Source organism: Moritella sp. (assembly GCF_013215705.1).
Classification (GTDB): domain Bacteria; phylum Pseudomonadota; class Gammaproteobacteria; order Enterobacterales; family Moritellaceae; genus Moritella.
This window is the reverse complement of record NZ_JABSQR010000033.1, coordinates 12,090-25,719: the sequence shown is the minus strand read 5'-3', so window position 1 is coordinate 25,719 and position 13,630 is coordinate 12,090. Positions and strand designations below refer to the sequence as shown.

Genomic DNA, 13,630 nt, shown 5'->3' with positions numbered 1-13,630 from the left:
ACTGTTTTATACTTCACGACACATCACATAGGTTATCACGAGAGAGAAAGTTGGAATGATAGTGAACGCTGACACCCTTATAATATTGGATTTCGAGACAACTGGGTTATCTCCCGATATGGGCGATCGTGCGATTGAGATCGGTGCGGTAAAAATTGAAGATGGTGAGATCACAGGGCGCTTTCAAGAACTTATGTATCCAGGTCGTCGGGTGAGCAGTTTTATTGCCGATTACACGGGTATCACTAATGATATGTTAGTCGACGCCGCACCTTGTGAAGAGGTGATGCATCGCTTTGCCGATTTTATCCAAGGTTATAATTTAGTTGCGCATAATGCCTCATTTGATAAGCGTTTTTTAGATGCTGAATTGATGCGTATTGGTCGCGGCTATGACGGTGAGTTTAGCTGTTCACTGTTGGTGGCAAGACGTATTTTTCAAGATGCACCGAGCCATAAATTGGGTGAGTTGATTAAATATGCAAATATCCCGTCGGATGGTGGTTTTCACCGCGCGTTATTTGATTCGGAAATGACGACTAAACTTTGGTTAGTGATGTTAGATGAAATAAAATCACGTTATAGCTTAGCCACCATTTCTTTTCAGTTGGTACAAAAATTAGCTAAAACGCCGAAAAAATCAGTGGATAATTTTTTACAACGTTATGCTAACTAGCACGCTATAACCAATTGATTTTTTGATGCTTAGAACGTAGAGTAGCAAGGTATTAGAAAGCCAGAACGCGATGTGTAAATCAGTACTCGCAAAACGTCATGGCGTGATTTTATTAGAGTCGGTAGGCAGATAGGTGACCATTTATGTCAATGATTAAACCATGGAAGTTAATAAGTCTGTTATTTATTTTACAGTTATTAGCTGGCTGTGAATCAAAACTTGAACAAACGCAAACGACAATTAACCAGCAAGTTGTGAGTACTGCACAGTCGCTTGCTCGACTTGGGTCGGCAATTGAAACGGGTGCAGTGCGTAATGCAAGATTGTTATCTGAATATGCGCAAGTTTTAAAACAACAAAAACCAGAACTCACTCGTATCGCCAATTTGATTGCTGAAGATGCCACGCGAGAGGGGCCGTTATATCAAAATCTGGCGATGCGATTAAATGATGTTAAAGCGGAAACGGTGACGTTAGACAATGCGGTCTTATTGCTTGATGAATTGACGCGTATTAAAGAAGCGTCTAAACAAAGTTTATTTAATGATGCATTAACCGATCCGATTAATGTGTTGGCGGATATGTCCGATGGGCAACTTGCTCGTGTTGGTGCTATTAGTCAGCAGGCAGAACAAAATGGTGGAGGTGCTGATTACGGTGCAGGTAGTCAGATGGTCGGTAACCCGAATTACGGTAACTGGCAAAGCGGCAGTAGCGGTACCAGTTTCTGGCAGTGGTACGGTATGTATCGCATGTTGGGTGATTTAACGGGTCGTGTTGGTTATTCAAATTGGAGCCAAAATCGTCGTTATAGTTACTACAATGACTATGGGCGTTCACGTTATACCAGCCCTAAGCAAAGTGTAAAGCAAGCAGCCGTTGAAACTAAAACGCGTAAATCATTTCAGCGTAAAGGTCAGTCATTTAGCTCGCCTTATGCTAAAAAACGTTCAGGCGCGGCAGGCTTGAGTCGTTCTAGTTATACCCCAACAAAGACGGTGAGTAGCTACTCTAAACCGAAAAAGTCATTCACTAGCCGTAAATCGACCAGTAATACCGGGTCATTTCGCAATAGTGGTAGCCGTACTTCACGTGGTGTTAGTCGCGGTAAATAGACAGCCTTGAACAAATAGACAGAATAAAGTTATGGAGATTGAGTATGTACGAGTTTGATGGATTGACGATGTGGACGACACAAGCACTGATTATTGATTTTATTATCATCATTGCGTTATTTGTTAGTTTAAAAATGATCAAAGGCTGGGTTTCAAATTTACATGCCAATGATGAAATTGCCAAGCGCGATAATTTTGCTTTTGGTATTAGTTTTGCCGCGGGGTTAGCAGGTCTTGCAATTGTATTAACTGGCGTAACCAGTGGCGATTTTGCAGATTCATTATTTGAAGAAGCAATGCAAATGCTTGGTTATGGTTTTTTAGCTATCGCGCTAATTAAAGCTGGTCATTTTTTCCAAGATAAAGTGACGTTACAAAAAGTAAGCCTACATGATGAGATCGTAAAAGGTAATGTAACCGCCGCATTTGTTGAGTTTGGTCATATTGTCACGGTTGCGATTGTGGTGCGTTCAGCGTTGATCTGGGTGTTAACTGAAGGTTGGCATGGCTTACCTGTGGTCATTGCCGCGTTTGTTGTGGCCAATATCATCATGCTACTGGTGAGTAAGTATCGCGTACATTTATTTAAACGCACAGGTGACTGCTTACAACAACTTATCTTGGACGATAACTTGGCTGTTGGTATCCGTTATGCTGGTTTCTTAATTGGTTCGGGTTTGGCTATTACTGCGGCAACTGGTCTTGCACCGTATGCTGCTGATAATATCACCCAGAGTCTGATGTACTGGGCATTCTCAGCCGTTGTCAGTGTGGCTATTTTTGCTGTTTTACAATTGATCACCATTAAAGTTATTTTATCCGGTGTTGATATTGCTGATGAAGTCATTCGTCAGAAGAACATTGGTGTTGCGGTTATTTCGGCAACGGTATCGTTTTCAATTGGTTTAACAATGGCGACGTTACTCGGTAGCTAAATCGCTATTGCGGCGATAATTTTTTAACCATAGTTATTTAAGCACCGTCATTTTAGAATAGTGATAGCTCAGACTCGATATTGATTGGCAGTAATAACAATGCTGACGTGTTATTGGGTTTGGGCTTTTTCATTCCTGAACATTCTATCTCAATACAGTAAGGCTTCGTGTGGAACACTCAGTTGTAAATAGTGATAATGAAGTAAAACAAGCACTGCAGCGTAAACGGTCATTATGGTTTCACGATGCGTTATTAATCTCGGTCATGATCATACTTGCTGGTTGTGGTTTGATCTATGAGTACTTGCTGTCGCATTATGCAGGCAGAGTGTTAGGCTCGGTCGAAAGTGCGATTTATGCCATGATCGGTACCATGATTGTGGCAATGGGTATCGGCGCGTTTATGGCGCGTTGGTTTAAAGATGCGTTTACCGCATTCGCTTGGTTAGAAGCCTTGATCGCCTTAATTGGTATGAGCTGTATTTTGATTATTTCAGCGATAATTGCCGTGAGTTATAGTTTGCCTCAGTTATTATCGGCGACGTTTAACTTACCCAGTAATGTTGTGCTCGATGGTTATTTACCGCAACAGTTAGAAAAAATCGCTAAATTTATGCCCTATGTGTTCGGGTTAATTCTCGGTATCTTTATTGGTATGGAGATCCCACTGATCGCAAGGGTTCGCCAGCAAGTATATGGTCGTTTTTTAGAAAACAATGCCGGGACTATCTATGGTGCAGACTATATTGGCGCTGGTATTGGTGCCGCGATTTGGGTTTCTATCATGCTGTCGTTGCCCATTATGGAAGCGGCGGCCTGGACGGCATTATTCAATGTTATCGCGGGTCTGGCATTTTTATGGCGTTATCAAGATAAGATCCGTTGGGCGAAATTATTATTCCTTTGTCACTTGTTATTAATTGTATTGTTCTCGGTTATTTTAACCTTAGGTACAGGCTGGTTAGTGCAATTAAGCAGTGTATTATATAAAGATAAAGTGATCTATTCACAATCGACAAAATATCAGCACGTGGTGGTGACTGAGCGTTATTTGAAAAATAAAGCCGAACCAGTAACAGACTTGTTTATTAATGGTCATTTGCAATTTTCCAGTGTCGATGAGCAGCTATATCACGACTTATTAGTGTATCCGGCAATGCTGGCGTCTAATCGTCATGATAAGGTGTTGATCATTGGTGGTGGTGATGGATTAGCACTGCGTAATGTACTGCGCTGGCCAGTAAAAACGGTGACTTTAGTTGATCTCGATGCTGAACTATTGGCTCTGTTTGGTGCCAATACAGTGAACTACGCTGCGCCAGAAGCGATCAAACAACGCATGTTAGGTTTAAATGAACGTTCATTACAAGATCCGCGTTTAACCCTATATGTGACGGATGCATTTTTACAAGTAGAAAAATTACTGGATGAAGGGGCTAAATTTGATACCATTATTATTGATTTACCCGATCCGAATCACCCCGATTTGAATAAACTCTACAGTGATTATTTTTATAATCAGGTGCGTCAATTATTAGCCGCAGACGGGGCATTAGCCATACAATCAACCTCACCTTATCATGCCCAACAAGCATTTTTGAGTATTGGTAAAACGGTGAAAGAAGCGGGGTTTTTACACGTTGAACAGTATCAACGAAATATTCCGTCATTTGGTCAATGGGGCTGGACGATAGCGACCACGCGTGGTAAATCGGCAAGCCGACGTATAAAGGATGTCGATACTTTACCTATACCGTCGAGCTGGTTAAATAAAGAGTTTTTATTAGCGTCGTTTGTTTTTCCTAGTAATTTTTATGACCAAATGGACACGATTGAGATTAATCGACTCGGCTCTGGGGTATTGTACGATTATAACCGTGAAGCGTGGCAAACTGAGTCTGAATTGTATAAAAATTAGTTGCGGACATAGTCATTAAAGCTCTGTAACTGTGTTGTTTTATTGTAATGTTGATAAGTGAAAATAACGATGGAAGCAAAAATCTATAATCAACGCTGGTGGTTAAGTAGTTGTGATAGCGAATCTCTTAAACGCGTAATTTCAGCTGATCTAAACCGTGCGGGTTTTACGGTATTGAACTTTGTTGAGCATTATTTTCAACCTCAGGGTTATACCGCGTTGTGGCTGTTAGCTGAAAGCCATGCTGCGGTACATACGTTTCCTGAAGAGGGAAAATCGTATGTTGAGTTATCCAGTTGTGCGGCCTCTTTATTAGATAACTTTGACTGTTACTTGCAAGATGCAGCGGCTCAACAGCAGTGGCAAGTAACGACGTCGTAATTTGTATATACATGCGTAAAAACGCTTATGAATAGAGCAATTTCAAACTCATTGCGATGGACATGGTGACCATTAGTGGTTTAATGATCTTAACGCCTTTTGATAATACTAAACGTGAGCCAAGTGTTGCCCCTAGCGCTTGGCCAACTAACATAATGCCCCCTAATGCCCATAATACCTTGCCGCCGAGTGCAAAGAATATCAACGACGCGATATTCGTCGCGAAGTTTAGCACTTTGGCGTGTGCAGTCGCTTTAGCTAATCCAAACCCTGCCAGTGATACAAACGCCATGGCAAAAAAACTACCAGTGCCTGGACCAAAGAACCCATCATACAAACCAATACCGAAAGCCGCTGTTACTGCAAATAGCGTTGGAGTAAGTACCTGATGTTTGTCTTCATCGCTAATTTGTTTCGAGAATAAAAAATAACCACCGATAGCAAGAATAAGAAAAGGTAAGATCACTTCCAGTATACTTGGGTCAATGGATTGGATCGCAATACTACCGAGTGCTGAGCCGACGAAAGTACAGGCGATGGCCAATTTCATTTTCTTCACATCGACCAGGCCTTTACGAATAAAATAAAAACTGGCAAAGAAGCTACCGCCACAGGCTTGCAGTTTGTTGGTTGCCAGGGCTGTTGCAGGAGGAAGACCCACCCATAATAATGCTGGAATCGTCAGTAGCCCACCACCGCCAGCGATAGAATCAATAAAACCAGCGACGACAGCCACTAAAAATAACAGTCCAACAATTTCTGCTGATAATTGTAACGACATATCCAAAACCATGATGCTGTACTCCGGGGTGATTTTAATTGCAATATCTTGAAATAACCAGGGTATATAATCTTATTTGCACGATCAACGCAAAGGAGTTATCTTCTTTGTAGTGTGAGATAAACTCACGCAGCTTGTGTCCGTTATTTTTGATGAGTATTGTTATGTACCCTAATTTACCACCATTAAATGCCATGCGTGCTTTTGAATCAGCCGCAAGAAATGTGAGCTTTACGCTAGCAGCCAAAGAATTGTTTGTGACGCATGGCGCTGTGAGTAAACAGGTGAAGATATTGGAGCAATACCTTGGTGTAAGCCTATTCATTCGCCAACATCGAAAGTTAGTCCTTACTGAAGAAGCGAAGCCTTATTTGCTCAAAGTGCAGAATGCGTTGCAAACAATTAATAGTGCCACGCAAGAGCTCATATCCCAGCCACAATTGGCACAACGTATCGCCATTAATGTATTACCGAGTTTAACGATTAGTTGGTTAATCCCGAGCCTGGAAAGCTTCAAGCTCAGTAATCCTAACTTATTCGTTGATTTATCAATTGGTGATTTTGCGATTGATTTTACTCAGCATCAGTATGATATTGCGATACGCAGTGCGACGACACGGCCGCACGGTTGTAATGTGATTAAGCTGATGGATGAGGACTTGTGCCTTGTGTGCTCGCCGCAATTAGCGCAGCAGATGACATCTCTGCATGATATCAACAAGATGACTTTGCTTGAGCATACGTCGAGACCAGGTTTATGGCGTTATTGGGCAGATGATATAGGCATGGAGTTAACCACGGATAATAAGTTTGGGATGGAGCATTTCTATATGCTCAGTCAGGCAGCCGTAAGCAGTATGGGGGTGGCACTGATCCCGCGATTTTTTGTGAGTCAGCAACTTGCAGATGGCAGTTTAGTGGTGCCATTTTCCGCTGGATTTGTCAGTCCATATAGTTATTATTTACTAACCCCAACGGCCAGCCCATTGCCGTTGAAAGTACAAACGTTCGTTGACTGGCTATTACCTTTATTTGCACCGTATAGATAACTGTATTGGTTATTGCTTGGCTTGTATTAACGACGGATTATTTTTCGAGACACGACTTCAACACCCGGTTGATTGCGGCCATTCACGGCCTTTAACGCCATTTTAAGTGCGTGTTCGGCAATTAATTGAAATTGCTGGGGTAATGATTGAATTTTGCTGGGTAAGAAATCCAATAAACGGTTATCACCAAAAGTAGCTAGTTTGGTTGTTGCCATTAAACTTGGGTTGCGTATCAAGCAATCCAGTACGCCTTCAAACAGCGTATACGAGGTGGCTAAGATGGCATCAGGAACAGTATCGTTATCTATCCATTGTTGCACTTGGGCTTGACCTTGTTCTTGACTAAAGTGATCGCCATAAGCGGTTAACTTTTTAACTGGGTTACCATGCTGCTCAATCGCTGCTAGGAACCCTTGCTCACGCTCTTTCGATATACACAGATCTGGTACTGCGCCAACTAAGCCGATAGAACAAATATCTTGTTGTAATAAGGCTTGGGTTAACTCATAAGCCCCGTCTAAGTCTTCGCTGATCACGCATGCAAAAATTTCATCATCCATGGCGCGATCTAATCCGATAACCGGTACACCATTGGCTTGAACTGTGCGGTAATAGCTGTGATCAGCAGGCAGGGCACTCGCCACTAATAACGCATCAATACGACGACTTAATAAGGTATCTGCTACTTTCATCTCGGTATCCGCATCATCATCAGAGCAAGAAATAATGAGCTGGTATCCGGCTTTACGCGCATCACGTTCAAGTAATTTGGCTAATTTTGCATAACTGCTGTTTTCTAAATCAGGAATGATTAAGCCAAGCGAACGATTACTGCCACCGCGTAATGATTGTGCGGCATGATCGGGGCGGTAATTATGCTCATTAACGACAGCCATTACTTTATTTTGGGTTTTTTCACTAATACGGTACTTACTGGCTTTACCATTGATCACATAACTGGCTGTGGTACGTGATACGCCGGCTAGTTTGGCTATTTCATCTAATGTCATGGTTATTTCATTCCTAATCTGTGCGCTCGCTCATAGTTTCTGGCATGATCTGTTATTGAATAATTGTAATCAGCCCAGAAACACTTCAATATATTAGCTGAAAGGTTTCAGCAATGCCATTTATAATCATTTTGTCATCACTGAAGCCTTTTTAACGGCCTACTTGCTGAAACGATTCAGCTATCGTTTTGACGCACAGAGTAAGTAAAGAGTAAGCAAATATTTAAACAAAGAGTAGTCGCATTATTACCTGCGGTATTATTTACAGAAGTATGGAGAAAAGTTATGTTGTCACTGTCTTCGAATGACATTCAGTTAAATCAATCGGCGCCGAGTAAACAGCACGCCATTAAAGCCCTTGCGCAAAGCTTGGCGAGCAAAACATACGTTGAAGCAAGTTATGTCGACGGTATGTTAGCGCGTGAAGCGCAGCACTCTACGTACTTAGGTAATGGTATCGCCATCCCGCATGGCACCGTTGATACACGTGACTTAGTCAATAAAACCGGAGTGCAGTTACATCATTATCCACAAGGTGTTGATTGGGGTGAGGGGAAAATTGTTTACCTCGCTATTGCGATTGCGGCTAAGTCAGATGAACATCTTGCTATTTTAAAGCAACTGACACATGTACTCAGTGCTGACGGCATCGAACAGCAACTACAGCAATGTGACAGTGCTGAATCGGTTATTACCTTGCTCGAAGGTAATAATCAGCAATCAGCCACACTATTAACCACTGACCTAGTGCAACTTGCTTTCCCTGCGCAAGACCTATCGCAACTTATCGCCGTGGCTGCGGGGTTACTCAAGCATCACCACTGTATTGATAATACCGGTGTCGCAGATGCGATCACATCACCTGCAACTCATCTTGGTCAGGGGTTATGGTTAGCGAAAACAACGAAGTCAGTAACCACGACTGCGATATCATTTGTGACACCAGCACAGAAACTACAGCAAGGAAGTTTAGCTGTTGAAGGTATCATCATGCTAGCGAGTGCTAACCACTTACATCTAGATAATATGCAATGCGTGATCGATTTGATTTATAAACAACAAGTCAGTCAATTATTTGATGCGGATGCCGAGACCATTATCCGTTTATTAACCGAAGTAAAACGGAGCGGCATCACTGCCACATTCACTATTCATAACAGCCATGGCTTACATGCAAGACCAAGTGCAATACTGGTGAGCATCGCCAAGCAGTTTCAGGCCGATATTCAAGTCACCAATGCGGCAGGTAAATCAACCAATGCGAAAAGCTTAATGAAATTAATGTCTTTAGGCGTGCGTTGTGATGAAGCATTAACATTTACGGCGAATGGTGGTGATGCGGAGCTTGCACTAAAAGCCATAGCTGAAGGTATTGAAGCTGGATTAGGTGAAAGTAAATAATGACCATGCAATTAGCAAAATTAAAAGTAGTCACGATAACGTTAAACCCCGCATTAGATTTAACCGGGCATTTATACACACTGACGAAAGGCGCGGTAAACCAAGTCCAGCACTGCGTATTAGCGCCTGCAGGTAAAGGTGTAAATGTGGCTAAAGTATTGGCGGAACTTGGTGCAGAGGTGACTGCTACTGGTTTTTTAGGCATTGAGAATGAAGCTACTTTTTGTCAGCTTTTTGAGCGTTCCAAAATTACGGATAAATTTATCCGCGTACAAGGTGCCACGCGCATCAACGTTAAATTAGTCGAAGCCAGCCGTCAGGTCAGTGATATTAATTTTCCGGGTGTAAGCGTAACAGCGGCAGCGATTGCGGAATTTGAAACCATGCTATTTAATCTATCCCTCGATCACGATGTATTTGTCATTGCGGGTAGTTTGCCTATTGGCGTGACACCTGAGCAATGTGCGTATTGGATCGCACAGTTACAGCAGGCAGGTAAGAAAGTATTTTTTGATAGTAGTAATGCCGCGCTGAGTGCGGGTATTGCGGTTCAGCCTTGGTTAATCAAACCGAACGATGAAGAATTGCTGCATTGGGCGAAAGGTGGATCACTGGCAGATCAGTCTTTGGCAGAAATTGCTGAGCAGTTATCAAGTACAGGTATTGCCAACGTGGTGGTATCACTGGGTGCTGAAGGAGTGATGTGGTTAAACAAAGAAGGATGGTTACAGGCAAAACCACCAACAATGGATGTTGTCAGTACTGTCGGAGCGGGTGATACCTTAGTCGCTGGTATGTGCTGGGGGTATCTTAATCACTGGAATAAAAAACAAACATTAAGTTTTGCGACTGCGTTATCTGCATTAGCAGTAACACAAGTTGGTGTTGGCGTTAAAGATGTAAATGAAGTGATCACCTTGAGTGAACGCATCACTATTTGCGAATAAGGGATATTAATAATGAAAATTGCAATCGTAACGGCATGCCCAAGTGGCATCGCAAGCAGCCTCATCGCTGCAGGTTTATTAGAAAAAGCAGTAGCAGAATTAAATTGGCAAGCAGATATTGAGTGTCATTCATCTGTGGCGCCAGTGACGTCTTTAACACAGCAACAGATCGCAGCGGCTGAGTGTATTGTTATTGCCGCTAATGCCAATGTCAATGACGGTCGTTTTATTGGTAAAAAAGTCTATCACTCAGCAGTTGATGCGGTATTTACTGATGCCAAAGCTTATTTAGAGCAAGCGATTGAAAATGCGGTTGAGCTTGTTAGCAGTAATGAATCAACAGTTGTGAGTGCAGATACAGTCGCAAGCAGTAAAACGATTGTGGCGATCACGGCTTGTCCAACAGGCGTTGCACATACCTTTATGGCTGCGGAAGCGTTAGAGCAAGAAGGTAAACGCTTAGGGCATACCATTAAAGTCGAAACTCGAGGTTCTGTTGGCGCTAAAAATCAATTGAGTAGTGCTGAAATTGCCGCTGCGGATATTGTTATTATTGCTGCAGATATTGATATCGATTTAGCCCGTTTTGATGGTAAGAAAGTATATAAAACCAGTACCGGTTTAGCATTGAAGAAAACCACACAGACAATGGATAATGCCTTTAATGACGCGCAAGTTTATCGTCACGGTAAAACGTCGACAAGTGAACAAGCAGGATCAGAAAAAACCGGCGCTTATAAACACTTGATGACAGGTGTTTCACACATGCTGCCATTAGTTGTCGCGGGTGGTTTGGCTATCGCATTGTCATTTGTATTTGGTATCGAAGCGTTTAAAGAAGAAGGTACATTAGCCGCCGCGTTAATGACGATTGGTGGTGGTTCGGCCTTTGCGTTAATGATCCCGGTACTGGCGGGCTTTATTGCTTTCTCGATTGCGGATCGCCCAGGCCTAGCGCCAGGTTTGATTGGCGGTATGTTAGCAAGTTCGACTGGTGCAGGTTTCTTAGGGGGTATTGTGGCGGGTTTCCTGGCTGGTTACACCGCTAAGTTAATTGTCGAAAAAGTCCAGTTGCCACAGTCGATGGAAGCATTGAAACCGATCTTAATTATTCCACTTTTAGCCTCATTGATCACTGGTCTAGTGATGATTTATGTGGTCGGTGGTCCGGTTTCTGCGGCAATGAATGCATTAACTGAGTTCTTGAATAATATGGGGTCGGCTAACGCAGTATTGCTGGGCATCATTCTTGGCGGCATGATGTGTTTCGACCTTGGTGGCCCAGTGAACAAAACCGCATATACCTTTGGTGTCGGTCTGTTAGCATCGCAAACTTATGCGCCAATGGCCGCTGTCATGGCGGCGGGTATGGTACCTGCGTTAGGTATGGGGCTGGCGACCGTCCTTGCGAAACGTAAATTCAACAATAGCGAACAAGAAGCGGGTAAAGCGTCATTTGTATTAGGTTTATGCTTTATCTCGGAAGGTGCAATTCCGTTTGCAGCGCGCGATCCAATGCGTGTGATCCCGAGCTGTATTGTTGGTGGCGCATTAACGGGGGCGCTATCTATGTTGTTCGGTGCTGAATTAATGGCACCACATGGCGGTCTATTTGTACTGTTAATTCCCAATGCTATCACCCCTGTATGGATGTATTTAGTCGCGATTGTTGCGGGTACACTGGTGACGGGTATCAGCTATGCAGTACTTAAGAAGTCAGATAACACTGAGGCGGTGACCGCTTAATTAATTTGCCTTGGTGTTAATTCAAAGCCAGTTGAAGTTAATGCTTCATCTGGCTTTTTGCATAAACGATAGAGACATATGATTTATCGGTAATAGCGGGTATATTAGTGACTACTGTTTACATTCAGTATGAGCGCATTTGGACACGGAGCAAGTATGCCATCACATTTACCCAAAAAGTTTAGTCACGTTTTCTTAAAAATATTTAGCTATATAGAAGCTGTGTTGCTTGTTTTAATTACTATTGCAACAATTTACGCGATGGCAAATGACTTTTTTCATGTTTATGAAGAACGAACGGTAAAGTTAACGGATATCTTGTTAATGTTTATCTATCTAGAAGTACTCGCCATGATCCAGCAATTTGTTGTTAATGGTAAGATCCCAGTTCGTTATCCTATCTATATCGCAATCATGGCAATTGCCCGATATGTTACTTTAGGTATGAAAGAGTTACAGAGTGTGGATGTCGTTTGGTTATCGGTTGCGGCATTAGTACTAGCAATATCGACCGTTATTATCCGTGCAGGTCATTTCTATTGGCCTTATAAACCATTAGGTGACGAATAATAACAGCCTTAGTCGGGGACTTTAATTTCTTACAACATTTAATCTCTTACACAAATAGTCGATATTTGTAGCGGTTGTTGTATCGCCGCTATTACTTTTTCAGGTGACCGAGTAAAGGTTTTACTGAGAGACTTACTATTTAGCATGGACTCTAAATAATGTACATAGTCGTTTACTTTATGCTGCGCATAAGCTGTAGGGTAACGGATCTTACATGATTGATACCACCGCACATAATTATCAAAGAACTGACTGGCATGATCCGCGGGCATTGCCGACATTAAGTTGGCCATATTACGGCTGACTTGAAAGTGCTGGTAATCAATCGGTGTATTCCAAAAACCACCCCAATATAAAAAGCCATTATCAGCAAAGGTGGCAACGACATCTTCGGCAAAGCCTTGGCGTTGGTCTTTACCATATCTAAATTGTATTCTGTTCGCGTATTTCGCCCCATCTTCAGGCTTGAAGCTTGCACTACCGTGTTCATCAAACTCAACGAACGGATTCTGTTTTGGATTAATATCAATGGCTAAACCATAAGCATGAATCGATAGTGAACGCTTACCTTTGATCGGTCTATAGTTAAATGCCGAGGTATTATTTTCCGCCATTGATAGGCCATCATCACCTTCGTAATGGCGTATTGGCTGTGCTTTATTGATTGGGAACTTCAAGGTATATAAACGATCAAAAATAGCCGTAATGTAAGGTGATACTGCATCCATGACGATAATTGAACCGTTATTGTGCTGCCGACCCTGAAAATCGATATAGTCGAATCGTACTTGTCTTAAACGATCACATTGCACAGGTGCCGCTGCGGATATGACGCCCGCATTTGTCATTGCGCGACAGTCTTTGCCTGACAATTCAGTTATATTTTCAGCCGAAACAGGTAATAGAGAATTACAGATTATAGCTGGGATTAATATCTTAAACCAATGCGTTGACATATTATTCCGTTCATTTGACCATGTTTTTATCATCTTAACGTGCAGCTGATAAATGTAAATACGTAATTATTTATTCACAAAAAATTATTTTTATGCGTGTGCTCTGTCGCGGTTTATCTTAATTTTGTCAGCTATAATTGATGAG

13 protein-coding genes are annotated in these 13,630 nt (G+C 42.3%); 10 read left to right on the top strand and 3 right to left on the bottom strand.

Annotation, left to right across the window (positions count from 1 at the left end; genetic code table 11):
- Nucleotides 1-55 precede the first annotated feature (55 nt).
- From HRT96_RS18700 to HRT96_RS18680, 5 genes are all read left to right on the top strand, one after another.
- Nucleotides 56-676 (top strand): 3'-5' exonuclease, encoded by a 621-nt coding sequence (locus tag HRT96_RS18700; protein WP_293159687.1) that lies wholly within the window; start codon nt 56-58, stop codon nt 674-676.
- Between the two features lie 143 nt (nt 677-819).
- Complete coding sequence (locus HRT96_RS18695; RefSeq protein WP_293159685.1) at nt 820-1,791, top strand: CHAD domain-containing protein; 972 nt, start codon at nt 820-822, stop codon at nt 1,789-1,791.
- Between the two features lie 44 nt (nt 1,792-1,835).
- Complete coding sequence (locus HRT96_RS18690) at nt 1,836-2,726, top strand: DUF350 domain-containing protein (RefSeq protein WP_293159683.1); 891 nt, start codon at nt 1,836-1,838, stop codon at nt 2,724-2,726.
- A gap of 214 nt (nt 2,727-2,940) precedes the next feature.
- Nucleotides 2,941-4,644: a polyamine aminopropyltransferase gene (locus HRT96_RS18685; protein WP_293159749.1), complete on the top strand. Its 1,704-nt coding sequence runs from the start codon at nt 2,941-2,943 to the stop codon at nt 4,642-4,644.
- Nucleotides 4,645-4,713: 69 nt separating this feature from the next.
- A complete protein-coding gene (locus HRT96_RS18680; RefSeq protein WP_293159681.1) occupies nt 4,714-5,025 on the top strand; it encodes an S-adenosylmethionine decarboxylase family protein in 312 nt (103 codons plus the stop codon).
- 25 nt (nt 5,026-5,050) lie between these two features.
- Here the strand turns inward: HRT96_RS18680 and HRT96_RS18675 are convergent, their stop codons facing one another.
- Nucleotides 5,051-5,806, bottom strand: coding sequence for a TSUP family transporter (locus HRT96_RS18675; RefSeq protein WP_293159680.1), 756 nt, complete (start codon nt 5,804-5,806; stop codon nt 5,051-5,053).
- Nucleotides 5,807-5,970: 164 nt separating this feature from the next.
- Between HRT96_RS18675 and HRT96_RS18670 the strand changes: the two genes are divergently transcribed.
- Nucleotides 5,971-6,855: a LysR substrate-binding domain-containing protein gene (locus HRT96_RS18670; RefSeq protein ID WP_293159678.1), complete on the top strand. Its 885-nt coding sequence runs from the start codon at nt 5,971-5,973 to the stop codon at nt 6,853-6,855.
- Between the two features lie 26 nt (nt 6,856-6,881).
- Here the strand turns inward: HRT96_RS18670 and cra are convergent, their stop codons facing one another.
- Nucleotides 6,882-7,865 (bottom strand): catabolite repressor/activator, encoded by a 984-nt coding sequence (gene cra / locus HRT96_RS18665; RefSeq protein WP_293159677.1) that lies wholly within the window; start codon nt 7,863-7,865, stop codon nt 6,882-6,884.
- Nucleotides 7,866-8,150: 285 nt separating this feature from the next.
- Here cra and fruB point away from each other — a divergent pair, with 285 nt between their 5' ends.
- The 4 genes from fruB (at nt 8,151) to HRT96_RS18645 (ending at nt 12,529) form a co-directional block, all read left to right on the top strand.
- Entirely contained in the window at nt 8,151-9,266 is a 1,116-nt protein-coding gene (gene fruB, locus HRT96_RS18660; protein ID WP_293159675.1) for a fused PTS fructose transporter subunit IIA/HPr protein, read from the top strand.
- Nucleotides 9,266-10,213 (top strand): 1-phosphofructokinase, encoded by a 948-nt coding sequence (pfkB, locus tag HRT96_RS18655; RefSeq protein WP_293159674.1) that lies wholly within the window; start codon nt 9,266-9,268, stop codon nt 10,211-10,213. Before fruB ends, pfkB begins: the two co-directional genes overlap by 1 nt.
- A gap of 12 nt (nt 10,214-10,225) precedes the next feature.
- Nucleotides 10,226-11,959, top strand: coding sequence for a PTS fructose transporter subunit IIBC (fruA, locus tag HRT96_RS18650; protein WP_293159672.1), 1,734 nt, complete (start codon nt 10,226-10,228; stop codon nt 11,957-11,959).
- A gap of 156 nt (nt 11,960-12,115) precedes the next feature.
- A complete protein-coding gene (locus tag HRT96_RS18645; protein ID WP_293159670.1) occupies nt 12,116-12,529 on the top strand; it encodes a phosphate-starvation-inducible PsiE family protein in 414 nt (137 codons plus the stop codon).
- 38 nt (nt 12,530-12,567) lie between these two features.
- On the opposite strand, the gene HRT96_RS18640 is transcribed toward HRT96_RS18645, so the two are convergent.
- Nucleotides 12,568-13,485 carry a M15 family metallopeptidase gene (locus tag HRT96_RS18640; protein WP_293159668.1) on the bottom strand — a complete coding sequence of 306 codons (918 nt, stop codon included), beginning with the start codon at nt 13,483-13,485 and terminating at the stop codon, nt 12,568-12,570.
- Nucleotides 13,486-13,630 lie beyond the last annotated feature (145 nt).

What these genes read in the sequence shown, in the direction of transcription:
- HRT96_RS18700 (WP_293159687.1), top strand. Translation starts at nt 56, where the DNA reads ATGATAGTGAACGCTGACACCCTTATAATATTGGATTTCGAGACAACT.
- HRT96_RS18695 (WP_293159685.1), top strand. Translation starts at nt 820, where the DNA reads ATGTCAATGATTAAACCATGGAAGTTAATAAGTCTGTTATTTATTTTA.
- HRT96_RS18690 (WP_293159683.1), top strand. Translation starts at nt 1,836, where the DNA reads ATGTACGAGTTTGATGGATTGACGATGTGGACGACACAAGCACTGATT.
- HRT96_RS18680 (WP_293159681.1), top strand. Translation starts at nt 4,714, where the DNA reads ATGGAAGCAAAAATCTATAATCAACGCTGGTGGTTAAGTAGTTGTGAT.
- HRT96_RS18675 (WP_293159680.1), bottom strand. Translation starts at nt 5,806, where the DNA reads ATGTCGTTACAATTATCAGCAGAAATTGTTGGACTGTTATTTTTAGTG.
- HRT96_RS18670 (WP_293159678.1), top strand. Translation starts at nt 5,971, where the DNA reads ATGTACCCTAATTTACCACCATTAAATGCCATGCGTGCTTTTGAATCA.
- cra (WP_293159677.1), bottom strand. Translation starts at nt 7,865, where the DNA reads ATGACATTAGATGAAATAGCCAAACTAGCCGGCGTATCACGTACCACA.
- fruB (WP_293159675.1), top strand. Translation starts at nt 8,151, where the DNA reads ATGTTGTCACTGTCTTCGAATGACATTCAGTTAAATCAATCGGCGCCG.
- pfkB (WP_293159674.1), top strand. Translation starts at nt 9,266, where the DNA reads ATGACCATGCAATTAGCAAAATTAAAAGTAGTCACGATAACGTTAAAC.
- fruA (WP_293159672.1), top strand. Translation starts at nt 10,226, where the DNA reads ATGAAAATTGCAATCGTAACGGCATGCCCAAGTGGCATCGCAAGCAGC.
- HRT96_RS18645 (WP_293159670.1), top strand. Translation starts at nt 12,116, where the DNA reads ATGCCATCACATTTACCCAAAAAGTTTAGTCACGTTTTCTTAAAAATA.
- HRT96_RS18640 (WP_293159668.1), bottom strand. Translation starts at nt 13,485, where the DNA reads ATGTCAACGCATTGGTTTAAGATATTAATCCCAGCTATAATCTGTAAT.